The following is a 13,063-nucleotide window of genomic DNA, read 5'->3' on the forward strand; positions in this document are numbered from 1 at the left end:
AAGAAGCAGAAGCCTATCTCCCTGCTTCTTAGCGAACAAGGAACTTTTGCACACTATTTTATTGTTTACTGAGACGCTTGTACTCTTTTTCCATCTCTTTTGATAATTGCTTTGGCGTTAAACTTCCCGCTAGCAATTCTTGGCCTGTAGAAGACATCACTGCCCACATGCCGCTCGGTAAATACTTCCGGTCGAAGTATGGCTCAACTTTGATATCACTATACTTATCGTAGTATGCAGAGTAGTAGTTTTGTGTTTTATTGTTTGTTAGAGCCGATGCTGAAGACGTTCCTTCTGCAATCTTTTTGGCAACTTCCGGCTGCGACACAAATTCAATAAATTTCTTCGCTTCTTTAAGATGCTTAGAATCTTTCCAAGCAGCAAGGGTAAAGCGCTCTCCGCCGATCCAGCTTTGCGTACCGCCTTTATGAATAGCAGGCACCGGTACCGTTCCTACTTTTACTTCAGGATTTAATTCTGTTGCATCCGGTCCAAGAGATCCGCCCACAAATGTGAAAGCAATTTTATTTTGAGCCATTAATTCCGTTGCTTGAGATACTTTTGCGGTTAATACATCTTCATTCAGCAGCCCTTTTTTCTTCATTTCTGCTATTGTTTCCGCTAGCGGCGTGTAGTTTGACCAATTAAACGTTCCTTTTTCCAACTGCTTAGCGTAGTTCTTATTTTTTGCTGTAATAAGCTGAGGTGTGGCTAGCTGATCAAACACTTGAGCAATATTGCCGTTTTCTCCTCCTGGAATCCATAAAGGCGCTACTTCTCCTTTGCTTTTCTTCTTTACTGTTTCTAACGCTGCTATAAATTCATCCATTGTGTTAGGTGGCTTTATTCCGTACTTTTCTAATAACGTCGCATTATAGCTAATTCCGTCTTTTGCTTGATTTAAAGGATACGCATACACTTTTCCGCTTTTATCTTTTAAAATTTGATTCAGCGCCGGATCTAAATGCTGAACCCAATCCATATCTTTTAAATCTGCTACATACTCCCCGTAGCGAAGCTGAGACCAGCCGTGCGTATCAAATAAATCGGGCATATCATTTGCACCCATTTTCACACGAAGCATATCTTCGTAGCCGTTACCCGGAAAATTTGCATCAATTTTAATATCTGGATTTTGTTTTTCAAATTCTGCAATTGCGTTTTGAAGCGCTTTTCTCTCGCCTTTATTACTCATCGTAGAAAAAAGCGTTAACGTTGTTTTCTCATTTCCGCCTGTTGACGCTTCTTTATTTCCGCAGCCCGCTGCCACAACAGAAAAGACTAGTAATAGAACGAAAAGATACGGAAGCTTTTTCATTTATCTTCTTTCCTCCTTATACTCTATCAAGTTATAAAATACAGAATATTCAGTATTTTATTTGTAGACAAATTCATTGCACAACGAAATAAAGTCACTTATAATTTAAGTCCTATACTTTTACAAAGGTTCAAAGAGTCCTAGAGATGAAAAAGGTTTTTCATTTACATACTTATCTGCCAATAAGTATGTAGGTTCTAGGGCTTTTTAACCTGCTTTTTTTATGATTTTTTCTATTTTCCTTCCCCCTTATCACTCTTTATGTATGAATTCTGCTTTTCTATCACCTCCTTTCAAGTTATAACTTTTAGGCTACTGCTTCTTGAGTAAAGCTCCGCAGCTTTCACGATAAACTAATTTAGTCGGCACCATGACTTTTAAAGGAATGGACCTGCCGCTTAACCGATCCACTAGCATTTTAACAGCCTGCCTTCCCATTTCTTCGGTATATACTTTAACTGTGGTGAGCGGCGTGCTCGCAAATGCTGCGATATCCACATCATCAAAACTTACAATCGCCACGTCTTCAGGAACCTTTATATTGGATTGCTGCAGGGCACGCATCGCCCCTATCGCCATTGCATCACTTGCGATAAAAAATGCCTCAGGAAGATTTCCTTGCTTAATCGCTTGTCCCATCAGCTCATACCCTTCAGTCATTGAGTACTCTCCTATATAAACTTTCTCAGAATCGAGCAGGCCTTTTTCATGCATAACGCGTTCAAAAACCGTTTGACGCTGATCTTCAATAATAGAACTTCCATTTATATAGTGTTCTCTTTCTGTCCCTCCGATATAGCCAATTCTTTTATAACCGAGGTCAAATAAATGATTTAATGCATGTTTAGTAGCTTTCTCAAAATCAATCATGACCGAATCGTACAAATCTTCATCCGCTTTGTGATTGATAAAAACAATAGTATCTAAATGATTGCTCACTTCTTGAACCGTTTCTGGACTAACTCTTCCCACCACAATCACTCCATCAAGATCCTGCAGCAGCTCTTCTTTCTTCATGCCTTTTAGTCTAAATGACTTTACTGTAAAAATTTCTCTTTCTGAGCATTCACTTTCTATTCCATGGCGAATAGAAGAGAAAAAAGGGTCTACTAGCTCTTCTTCAAGGGATTGAGCAAAAATAATACCTATTTTTGGAGCTTCGAGGTCTTTTCCGTTTGCCGTTCCTTTTCGTATCTTCACAGGCGTATATTGCAGCTCCTTGGCTGCATGCAGAATGCGCTCACGAGTAACCTCAGATACAGAAAGCGTATGATCATTATTTAGTACTCTTGATACAGTTGAACTGGAAACGTTAGCGTACGCCGCTATATCTTTTAAAGTTGCCATCTTTTTACCTCTCTATTATAATCTTCTATTTTTACTAAATATTTATCTATTATATTGGAAGAATAGCATATTAATAAAACGCTTTCAATAAATAATTTTAAAATTTCAGTAAATTTATTAAATTATTCTACAAAATTCTTTGTTTATTTTGTTTATCCTCCATGTAAAATGACAAAAAAGCTACTATTATTACTTTATTTTTATCATATCCTATTAAAACCTAAGTAAACTTTTAGTAAATATTGTTTTTTATAAGAATTTGTTCATATTTGATATAAAAAGGTTTATTGGGGAAAATAAAAGAAGAAATACTGATAAAGAAAGAGAGCGCATATGATTAGCCAACATTCCTATTTTCAACAATGTCTGCCTGCCATTCAACAAATACATACTCATATGAATTTCACTAAAGAACAGCTGTTGCAAAAAGACTTTTTAATCGGTCAAGAACATAAACTAAGCATGTACTACTCGCCTCATAACGACTACATAAATCCAGATGCTCATATTGTTATTGCAGGCATCACACCAGGCTGGTTTCAAATGAAAACCGCTTTTAAACAATGCGTTTCCAGCTTGTCTCATCATCATCCGCTTGAACAAGTACTGTACGAAACAAAAAAAGCCGCTAGCTTTAGCGGGACGATGAGAGTAAATTTAACAGACATGTTAGATCGATGCGGCGTTCAAAAAGCGATTGGTATTGACAGTGCCGCTGAATTATTTGCTTCACAGCGTGATATACTGCATACAACGTCCGTATTAAAGTATCCTGTGTTTTACAAAGGAAAAAACTATACGGGTCATCAGCCGCCAATTGAACGCTCAGCGCTTCTTTCTCGCTATGCTTTTGAAGTGTTTCCACAGGAATTGAACGAAATAAAGAATCCGTGCTTAATCGTTCCGCTAGGAAAAGCAGTTGAAAATATTTTAAGAAAACTTTCAAGTGAATCTTCGCTTTCTCAGCATACGTATTTATTTGGCTTTCCACATCCATCAGGAGCAAACGGACATCGAAAACGGATATTTGAAGAACACCTAGGTGAATTTACGGAAATTGTGGAGGGGTGGGCTGCAAACAGAAAGAGTTGAAAACGACCTTTAGCTCTTTCTGTTTGCAACATCTCCTTCTCTTTCTTCTAGTTCTCGTTCATTTTGCTCTTCACGAAACTCTTCTTCTGTTTGCGCAGCAAGATAGTCAAATGGCGTATAATAACTACGAGGAAGCTTTCGCTGCCAAACTGTTTTAACAATAATAATCAGCAGCGGAATACTCACCGTTAAAATAGCGGCTAAAACTAGTAGCGAAAAAATCATAGATTATTTCCTCCTGCTTTATGAACCGTGCCTCCTGAAATAACAAAGCGGATCCCCTACATTCATCCACTTATATTTAATCTACATTTACTGTCATCAGTATGCGGGATTCATGAGTAACAAAACCGTTCTTTTCAAAAAAACGTTCTGGTTTGCCCTGGCCTCTTTCAGTACACACATAGACTTCTTTCACTTCTTTTTGTATAAGTAACTCGTTAAGGAAAGATAAAAGACTCGTTCCTATGCCAGTTTGCTGAGTGTTGCTTAACACACAAATTTCATTTAAATAAAAAGTCTTATAGTTCGCCCACTGTTCTTCATTTCCTACTATAAATCCTATGAGTTTATTATTTTCACTATGAAAGTAACCTATCCCTATGTAACCTGGAGTTTTACTGATATCGTATAAACGAGCATAAGCAGTGTTTATACTCCAAGGCTCGTTCCACGGTGACCCACTAAAAACGTTTGTATAGATGATTGCTGCTTCTTCTAATTCTTTATCTCTTAGTAAACGAACTTGACTTTTCATCATGTTACTCCTTTTCCTATCAACTTTCTTGAAATTCATTTATATATAAAACATTCCAGTTATTGGTTAATTATAACATTTATAGACATAGAACGAATAAATTAGTTATCGTTCTTCACTGTACTAGAAAAGGAGATCCAATGTTCGGACTCCTTTTCTTAAATCAACTTTATTTCTTTTTACTTGAATTAATAGATGTATCTATAAAATCATTCACATATTCGCTCATTTCTCTGTACTTCGTCCAATGTAAATAGTGATGTCCTTGTAAAACAACTAACTTTTGCGATGATACGTGACTTAATTGATTTTGATAAAACGTAATATTCGATTTTTCTTCTTTTTCTTCTTTGGCTATTTTTCTAGTAAAAATCATTACGGGCATCTTTGAAGGAAACGACATATCGACGGTTTTATTTATATTGTTGTTCAGTTCTTTTGCTTCATCGATGACGTTTTTGTTGTAGCCTTTCCAGCTGGAGATTGCTTTTGTCATTTTTAAATTTTTTGTTGGATACGTTCCTTCTTCGGCTAGTGGTAGATACTGATTAGGACTAGTAAGCAGGGCAAAGCGAGCAAGTCCACTTGGCGCTAAAACACTCATCAAACTTGGTATATTCGGCGCTTCTTCTTTAAAATAATCCAGCGCTTTTGGCAACGTAGGGTCTATTCCAATAATTGCTTTTACTTCATCTGGATATTTATTAGCATAATACATGCTGTAAACGCCAGAAACTGAGTGTGGCATTAATATATACGGACCTTTTATATCCGATTTTTGCAAAGCTTCTCTCATTTCACTTACACTATTTTCTACTGTTCGTTTTTTATTCGTAATGTCACTCCATCCGTATCCAAATGGTTCTACTATCACAACTTTATTATCCTTCGACAGTTCATTTACTAAAGGTTCAAAATCCAGTGCAGGCGCAGTCGTTCCCAAGCCGGTTAGTAGTACAATTGTATTTTCCCCTTTACCTTTTGTATATACATGAATATCTCTGCCATTAACCTCTACTAATTGACCAATAGGCAGGTACTTTTTCTTTTCCACTGCCGTTATAACTTGATTCGTTACAACCCAAATGATGCATATCCCTAAAATAGCTACTATCATGTTTCGTAAAATTCTCAAGAACCTAAACTTTTTTTGCACGTTTACCTCTCCTTTCCGTAAGTAGCAGTTAGTAAGCAGATGCAAACGCCAGTGACTTTTTGGATTTAGAACTGCTTACTAACTATGACGCTTCAGAAAACGTTTAGTTCTATTTCCTATATAAAATTTAAAAGAATGATAGCAGCTTACTTCAGCACTAAACGCAAAAAAGGCCTCTTCTGATGGAAGAGACCTTTTACTATTTATTAAAAAGAGAAGAATAAAAACTGTAACTCCTTCACTTTATGCCTAAGCGTATAACTGACGCTACGTTTTTAGCCGTTCTTTCAATGTTTTCACCGGCTTTTCCCAGTGCTTCTGACAGATCGACTGCCCCAGGCACGACGCTGAATAAAGCTGAAATACCGTGTTCATACACAGCTTCGCTTCCCGCTCCAATGCTCCCTGCTATCGCTATCACGGGAACGCTATGCTTTTTTGCTGTTTTTGCTACGCCAATGGGTGTTTTTCCGTAAATGGTTTGTCCATCTATTCTTCCTTCGCCCGTAATGACAAGATCAGCACCCTTAATATATCTTTCTAACTGAGTTGCTTCAATGACAATGTCTACACCTGGCTTTAACTCCGCAGATAAAAATGCCAGCAGGCCGCCTCCTAGTCCTCCTGCCGCTCCAGCACCAGGAACACTTTGGATATGAATATTCATTTCTTTTTCAATAACTGCTGCGTAATGAGCGAGATTACAGTCCAGCCGTTTAACCATATCCGGAGTTGCGCCTTTTTGAGGACCAAATACCGCAGATGCTCCGGTTTCACCCGTTAACGGATTGTCTACGTCGCAAGCCACTTCTACTTTGACTTCAGCAAGCCGAGAATCCAAGTTTGTAAGATCAATAGAAGTTAACTGACCTAAGCTGCCCCCTCCTTCTTTTATTTCTGCTCCTTTAGCATTAAGAAGCTTTGCGCCTAAAGCTTTTGCCATACCGGCTCCTCCATCATTTGTAGCACTTCCTCCGATGCCAATGATAATATGCTTCACTTTATGATCTAACGCTTTAAGAATGAGCTCGCCGGTTCCTCGCGTTGTGGTTATAAGCGGATTGCGTTTATCCACCGGAACATGATGAAGACCTGAAGCGGCTGCCATTTCAATAACAGCCGTTTTGCCGCCTCCATGAATTCCGTAAAAAGCTTCCACTGCTTTCCCTAACGGTCCGGTTACTCGGGTTTGTATAATCTCCCCACCCGTTGCGTCCACAAGCGACTGAACGGTTCCTTCTCCACCGTCTGCCATAGGTACTTTACTAATCTCCGCGTTAGGAAAATGAGTTCTTATTCCTTTTTCCACAGCTTCACAAACATTTAGAGCCGTTAAGCTTTCTTTAAACGAATCCGGTGCAATCACAATTTTCATGCGCAAACACTCCTTTTTATTTTTAGCCATATAGCTTTAATACACCAAATATAAGCGTGGATACAATTGCCATAATGAGTCCAATAAGCGATTCGTAAGGGATTAATTTTAAACGTTCTTTTATTTTCATGTTTACACTTCCGCCCGTTGCGTGGAAAAAGCTTCCGTGCGGGAGGTGATCAAGTACGGTCGCTCCGGCATGAACCATAGCAGCTCCGGCTAAAGCAGAAACGCCTAGCTCTAAAATTGTCGATCCAAAAACTTGGCTTGCTACTGCTGTTCCTGCAGTTGTCGAAGCGGTTGCCGCTGACATAAAAATACCTGAAACCGGAGCTAAAACATAAGCTGACAATCCAATGGCAGACAAGCCGTGAATAATAACGTCTTTTAGCTGGGAGTTAGCAATAATTCCTGCTAATGTCCCCGTTCCGAGAAGCATAATGGCTACACCTGACATTTTCCCTAATCCCGAAATAGCGTATGTATTAAGCTGTTTTCCTTTTTTCATCACAATAGCGCCAACAATTCCTCCTGAGGGAAGCGCAACCATTGGATCAATATTAAGATTAAAAAGCGGTCGCAGCGCCAGCAGCACGATGGTAACAATTGGTGCTATGATGGCCGTTAAAAACAGCGGCAAGCTGCTTGCATCCACGGTATCTATTTCTTCAGCTTGAACCATTGTTCCTTTTTTCACTAATCGTTTGGCTACTATATAAGTGGCCGCTACGCCACATATAGCGGGAATAATTCCTGCGGCCATCACGGATGTAAGCGGAATATTAAATGCATCAGAAGCCGCAATAGCATTTGGATTAGGAGACATTAAATTCCCTGCCTTTCCCCCTCCAATCATCGCTAATAAAATAGCAGGCTTTGACATACCCGTACGTTTAGCAATCGCTAAAGCAATAGGGGCTACTGTAATTACAGCCACATCAACAAACACGCCTACTGTCGTTAGAATAAGTGTAGCTAGTGCTAGAGCTAAAAGCGCTTTTGTTTCCCCTAGTTTTTTTACAATGGTTTCTGCTATAACCGCTGCAGCCCCTGATTCTATTAATACGCCAGCTAATATTCCAGCTGCAAGAATTCGCAGGACTGCTGGAATAATTCCTTGTGCGCCTTCAATCATTAAATTAACGGTATCAGCAATATTAACTCCGCCAATCAGCCCTCCAATTAAAGCTCCGGCTATCATTCCGTATGCTGGAGCCACTTTCTTTAAGATTAATATAATAGCAATTACTAATGCACAAATCGCGCCTAACGCGCTTACTTGAACGTCCATAAAGCCATCCCCTTTCTTATTTCTCCTGTCCCTAACGTTAATTGTAAGCGCTATCTCACATTCTTTCATTAGTCACTTCAACAGAAAAAGACCTCACTATCGCAAGATCTTTTATGCACGTGCACAATTATGAAATTTTAGATAGCAGTAGCGCTACATACAGTTCGAGAAGGTCTTTTACTTTCCTTGGATCTTTTCCTGTGATGCTTTGGATTTTATCTAGACGGTAGCTTAGCGTATTTCGATGGATAAAAAGCTTTTTAGCTGCCGTGCTTCCTTCGCCATTTTCTTCTATGTAGACCGTTAACGTTTCGATAAGTTCTTTTTTCTTATCATATCCCTTTAGCTTTTTATAGTGATCCAACAGATCATGATTTTCTTGAAAACCGGCGCGTTGACGTAACAGCACGGGAATTTGAAAATCAGAATAGCAGTAGAAAACAGCTTCTGGGTGAAGCTTTGAACCGACCGCAAGCGTATCTTTTGCCTGCTGATAAGATACATGAAGGCCTTTAAAATCAGCTTGAACAGATCCTGCCGCTAACTTACACACCATACCAGAAGCCCGAAGCTGTTTTTCCAGCTGTTCCGCATAGCTGCTAGCGCTGCCTGCTTCTGTAGATTTTAATATGACCACTCCGTCTGGAAGCATAGCGTATAGGTCATTATTAGCTATGTATTTCTTTACAAGCTTCATAACTTCATGGCGATTGTCCGCTGTAACAATCAGTGCCACTCGTGGAAGGTATAAGTTAATATCAAAGCGATTCGCCCGGTCAAAAAATAAAGAGTCAAGCGGACCTTCTTGTTGAAGAAGCTGATGAACCAGCTCTTCTTTTAATCGTTCATCCCATTGAATTTCCTCTATTAAAATCATTTCTTGAAAAATCATTTCAGCCGCCATGCGCACAAGCTCTCCGTAATTACGAATCTGTTCTGGCAGTCCTGTTAATCCCACGACTCCAACAATTTCTTCATTAAAGAAAATAGGCAAATTCACGCCCGGTTTGGCCCCGCGCAGCGAGTCAGCCTGCTGTTGAGTAATTTCGTAGGAATTGCCGTTTTTTAATACCATCAACGCTCCTTCGTGAATTTGATTCATTCGATTTTTGTCACCAGAACCAATAATGACTCCTTTTTCGTTCATCACGTTAATGTTGCAATCAATAATCTCCATCGTTCTACACACAATTTTCTGAGCTAATTCTTTTGTTACGTATCTCAACATTTCCCCATCCTTTGCCTCTGTGAAGTAAAGCTCAATTTTTTCGTGACAGCTAATTTGCATTCAATGAAAAATTTGCGATACTTCATTATAATATACGTAGAAGCAAAACCACATCTTTGAAACCGCCAACAAAACAGTGCCTATAGGAGGATAAAAGAATGACTGTGTCAAAACTAGTTTTTACCCCTCTTAGCTATACAGGATGGGAATCACTTCAGCAACTGCTTCCGGAAGTAAAAAAATATCACCCTGCTCATATTTTAATTGTCACAGATCCTGTTTTAAAAGATATTGGACTTGTAGATAAAGTGAGTTCTCCCCTTATCAAAAACGGATACGAAGTAGATGTATATGCAGATACGGTACCAGAGCCGCCTTTAGCACTCGGTGAAAAACTCGTATCCTACGCAAAAAGCCGAAAATTTGATTTAGTCATTGGTGTTGGCGGCGGCAGCGCGTTAGATTTAGCAAAACTTACGGCCGTTTTAGCCGTTCACGACGGAGCTGTAGAAGAATACTTGAACTTAACTGGTACGAAACAAATTTCAAAAAAAGGTCTTCCAAAAATTTTAATTCCCACTACTTCCGGCACGGGTTCAGAAGTAACGAATATTTCTGTGCTGTCTCTTGAAAGCACCAAGGATGTTGTGACCCACGACTATTTGCTTGCGGACGCTGCAATTGTAGATCCCGAGCTTACGCTGAGCGTGCCTCCTAAAGTAACGGCGGCTACAGGGGTTGATGCATTAACTCATGCCATTGAGGCTTATGTATCAGTAAATGCAAATCCGGCAACCGATGCTTTAGCACTAAAGGCTTTACGCATGATTAGCTCTTCTTTAAGAACAGCTGTAGAAAACGGCAAAGACAAAGAAGCGCGAACTCAGATGAGCTACGGAAGCTATTTAGCAGGTCTTGCTTTTTTTAACGCTGGTGTTGCTGGTGTTCATGCACTTGCATATCCGTTAGGTGGACAGTTTCATATTTCTCACGGTGAATCAAACGCCGTATTGCTTCCATATGTGATGGGTTACATACGCAGCAGCTGCGTGGCGAAGATGCGTGATGTTTTTGAAGCACTAGGCGGAAACGCTACCTCTTTATCAACAGAAGAAGCTTCTTATCAGTGTGTAAAACAGCTGCAGTCACTTGTCAAAGACGTGGGCATTCCTCAAACCCTTCGCGGATTTGATATTCCAGAAAGTGCCCTTCAAAAGCTGACAGAAGATGGCATCCAGCAAAAACGAATTCTCGCTCGCAGTCCTTTGCCTCTTCATGAAAAAGATATACGAGCCATTTATCAATCGGCGTATGATGGTGCTATAGTAGAACCTGTGCACTAAAAAACTCCCCCTTATGTAAGGGGGAGTTCTATTTATGCTGCTTTTGCCGTTGTACCAAAACGATTCTCTTTTGGATCGCTAGACTGGCAGAATAAAATAATCAGCCAAATACTTCCAATGAGTGGAACTAACGTAATGAGCTGCCACCATCCGCTTTTTCCCGTATCGTGGAGCCTTCTTGCTCCTACCGCTAACGAAGGGACTGCAATCAATAGCGAGTAGATTACCGGCAGAAAAAGAGGCTTATCAATAACGAACTGAATGAAAGAAAGAATAAATGAAATAACAAAGTTGACCAATACAAACATCCAATATTCTGTTCGACTCGCTCGACCAGAAAATACCCCGTAATTTTTCAACACTTTTATGTACCATTTCATATGCAACATCCTCCTTTTTTAGTATAAAATTGTAAATTTATAGTTTATATATCCTTTTTATTCAAAAAACAAACCGTTAAACGAACAAATAACGACATTTTTTATACAAAAGAAAAAACTTCTTTCAAAAAAAGAAGTTTTCTTAATGTATTATGCTTTTCTATTTAATCAAATCATTTCGGTCTTCCATACTTGGAGGTTCTTCAAGCCATCCGTTTTTGGCCATGATTTCCCCCCCGTCTTGCCCGTATGTTAAAATGTCTTTAGCCGTGCTGACAAGTGTAAGAGGAAGATCTCCACGTAAACTAAACGCAGTACCTAAAGCGTTGCTACCTAGCCCGAAACTGCAGAATAAACTCACGCAGTACATCATTAGTTTATCTGAAAAAGGCGCTACTTTTGACTCCGTCGCTTTCGCTCCCCACGTCGCAGGGGTCTGAATATCACTTTCCAAAAGAATTTTGCTATAATCACTTACAATTTTCTTAGCTAACTCCTTACCTTTTACAAAATACTTCTTCACTTCAGGATCACTTGCTACTTGAGCGAATCCTGTAATCATTTGCATGCCAAGAATGTTACTTTCAATAGCATAATAAATATGTGCTACCTCTACAGTATTTAATGCACGTTTACTAGAAAACAAATGGATTCCATTCATGTAATCTGTGCCTTCAGCAAACTTCGCTGTTTTAGGTACGGAAACAGCTGGAGGCCTTGGAAGCACGTTTTTTTCCTGAAGATAATCTACACATTTGTCATAGCCACTTTGTGTGAAAGCGGTAAGCTCTTTATATAGAGAGATCATGTCTTTTCTGTAGGACATGGTCAAATGAAGCGTATGTAGCCCCATGCTAATTTCTTTTAAAAGGCGAAGAAACATAATATCAAACATCTTATCATAAAGCTTAGGAACACCGACATTTACGTCTTTTTCTGTGTATCCTACCGGTATGGCTGCCCCTTCATTTTTTAGAATCGTTTTGATATCTTCAATATAGTTCACCACTTGCATATGCGTATCTTGCATAATTTCTTTTGCTCGGTCATCTTCTGCGTATGGAATAAAATATTCTAAAATTCTTTGGACCATTGTCTTTTGCTGATAGGTCATCCAAAGAGTAGCAATTTCACTTGAACTTAACGGTATTTCTTGACTCATTACTAAACCTCCTGCTCGGGCTACATACATAGAGCTTTATTTATTCCAGAGTGGGTATCTAAATGAAGATTGTATTCTACTTTAATGTTTATTCACGTAGTCAGATACAAAACTCTGTCTCTTCCTCAATTAATTCTGCTTCATTTACTATGCACAAACTGGAAGAATTCTATGTATTTTCCCTCACTTTTAAATGGAGGAAACAAAAAAGCCCCCTTCTCATTAAAGGCGCTTTTTCAAAGAAAACGTTTTTATTCCATCGTATCAGAAATTCTTTTGTAGCTTCCGCATTTTTTTAGATATTGAATAATATCTTGATCTTTTACACGCTGAATAGCTGATCCGAACAGTTCTGCTGCTACCTGCATGCGTTCATGTTTATGTTCAATGGTCATAATATATCGAAGCGCATCCACAACCGGTGCATTGTGACGTGTACGACGAGTTATGTACTCGTGAATGGCTTCATTTAACCCTTCCGATTCCGCTTGTTGAAACTCAGGTTTTCTTACTGCTTGACTATATACCACTTTTTTGCCACTCCTTCTCCTCATTTTTTATCTTTCTTTTATTTCCATTTCCCTAACAAAAAGGAAACAAAACATGCAATCTTA

The 13,063-nt window shown here is 39.1% G+C and carries 13 protein-coding genes; 2 read left to right on the forward strand and 11 right to left on the reverse strand.

All coding sequences use genetic code 11. The annotated features are described in order from the left end of the window. Nucleotides 1-58: 58 nt before the first annotated feature. Both ACN6NE_RS25995 and ACN6NE_RS26000 read right to left on the reverse strand, forming a co-directional pair. A complete protein-coding gene (locus ACN6NE_RS25995; protein WP_474328160.1) occupies nt 59-1,318 on the reverse strand; it encodes an ABC transporter substrate-binding protein in 1,260 nt (419 codons plus the stop codon). Between the two features lie 312 nt (nt 1,319-1,630). Beyond that, nucleotides 1,631-2,665, reverse strand: coding sequence for a LacI family DNA-binding transcriptional regulator (locus tag ACN6NE_RS26000; protein ID WP_129710147.1), 1,035 nt, complete (start codon nt 2,663-2,665; stop codon nt 1,631-1,633). 333 nt (nt 2,666-2,998) lie between these two features. On the opposite strand from ACN6NE_RS26000, the gene ACN6NE_RS26005 reads away from it, so the two are divergent. Further along, nucleotides 2,999-3,757, forward strand: coding sequence for a uracil-DNA glycosylase family protein (locus tag ACN6NE_RS26005; RefSeq protein WP_474328163.1), 759 nt, complete (start codon nt 2,999-3,001; stop codon nt 3,755-3,757). A gap of 9 nt (nt 3,758-3,766) precedes the next feature. On the opposite strand, the gene ACN6NE_RS26010 is transcribed toward ACN6NE_RS26005, so the two are convergent. From ACN6NE_RS26010 to ACN6NE_RS26035, 6 genes are all read right to left on the reverse strand, one after another. Further along, nucleotides 3,767-3,982, reverse strand: coding sequence for a DUF3951 domain-containing protein (locus tag ACN6NE_RS26010; protein WP_129710151.1), 216 nt, complete (start codon nt 3,980-3,982; stop codon nt 3,767-3,769). 76 nt (nt 3,983-4,058) lie between these two features. Further along, nucleotides 4,059-4,517 (reverse strand): GNAT family N-acetyltransferase, encoded by a 459-nt coding sequence (locus ACN6NE_RS26015; RefSeq protein WP_474328165.1) that lies wholly within the window; start codon nt 4,515-4,517, stop codon nt 4,059-4,061. Between the two features lie 166 nt (nt 4,518-4,683). After that, nucleotides 4,684-5,631 (reverse strand): alpha/beta fold hydrolase, encoded by a 948-nt coding sequence (locus tag ACN6NE_RS26020; RefSeq protein ID WP_474328511.1) that lies wholly within the window; start codon nt 5,629-5,631, stop codon nt 4,684-4,686. A gap of 277 nt (nt 5,632-5,908) precedes the next feature. After that, on the reverse strand, nt 5,909-7,045 hold the full coding sequence (locus tag ACN6NE_RS26025) for a glycerate kinase (protein ID WP_474328167.1): 1,137 nt from the start codon (nt 7,043-7,045) through the stop codon (nt 5,909-5,911). Between the two features lie 22 nt (nt 7,046-7,067). Continuing rightward, nucleotides 7,068-8,336, reverse strand: coding sequence for a GntP family permease (locus tag ACN6NE_RS26030; RefSeq protein ID WP_474328169.1), 1,269 nt, complete (start codon nt 8,334-8,336; stop codon nt 7,068-7,070). A 127-nt stretch (nt 8,337-8,463) separates the two neighbouring features. After that, entirely contained in the window at nt 8,464-9,564 is a 1,101-nt protein-coding gene (locus ACN6NE_RS26035) for a sugar diacid recognition domain-containing protein (RefSeq protein WP_474328171.1), read from the reverse strand. 158 nt (nt 9,565-9,722) lie between these two features. On the opposite strand from ACN6NE_RS26035, the gene ACN6NE_RS26040 reads away from it, so the two are divergent. Next, nucleotides 9,723-10,907: an iron-containing alcohol dehydrogenase gene (locus tag ACN6NE_RS26040; protein ID WP_474328173.1), complete on the forward strand. Its 1,185-nt coding sequence runs from the start codon at nt 9,723-9,725 to the stop codon at nt 10,905-10,907. A 32-nt stretch (nt 10,908-10,939) separates the two neighbouring features. Here the strand turns inward: ACN6NE_RS26040 and ACN6NE_RS26045 are convergent, their stop codons facing one another. The 3 genes from ACN6NE_RS26045 to ACN6NE_RS26055 form a co-directional block, all read right to left on the reverse strand. Next, complete coding sequence (locus ACN6NE_RS26045; protein ID WP_129710161.1) at nt 10,940-11,287, reverse strand: DUF805 domain-containing protein; 348 nt, start codon at nt 11,285-11,287, stop codon at nt 10,940-10,942. A 160-nt stretch (nt 11,288-11,447) separates the two neighbouring features. Beyond that, nucleotides 11,448-12,449, reverse strand: a complete 1,002-nt coding sequence (locus tag ACN6NE_RS26050; protein WP_129710163.1) for a DUF3231 family protein — start codon at nt 12,447-12,449, stop codon at nt 11,448-11,450. A gap of 251 nt (nt 12,450-12,700) precedes the next feature. Then, nucleotides 12,701-12,979, reverse strand: a complete 279-nt coding sequence (locus ACN6NE_RS26055; protein ID WP_013083544.1) for a hypothetical protein — start codon at nt 12,977-12,979, stop codon at nt 12,701-12,703. Between the last annotated feature and the right edge of the window lie 84 nt (nt 12,980-13,063).

The sequence above is a fragment of the Priestia sp. 53B2 genome (assembly GCF_056099005.1).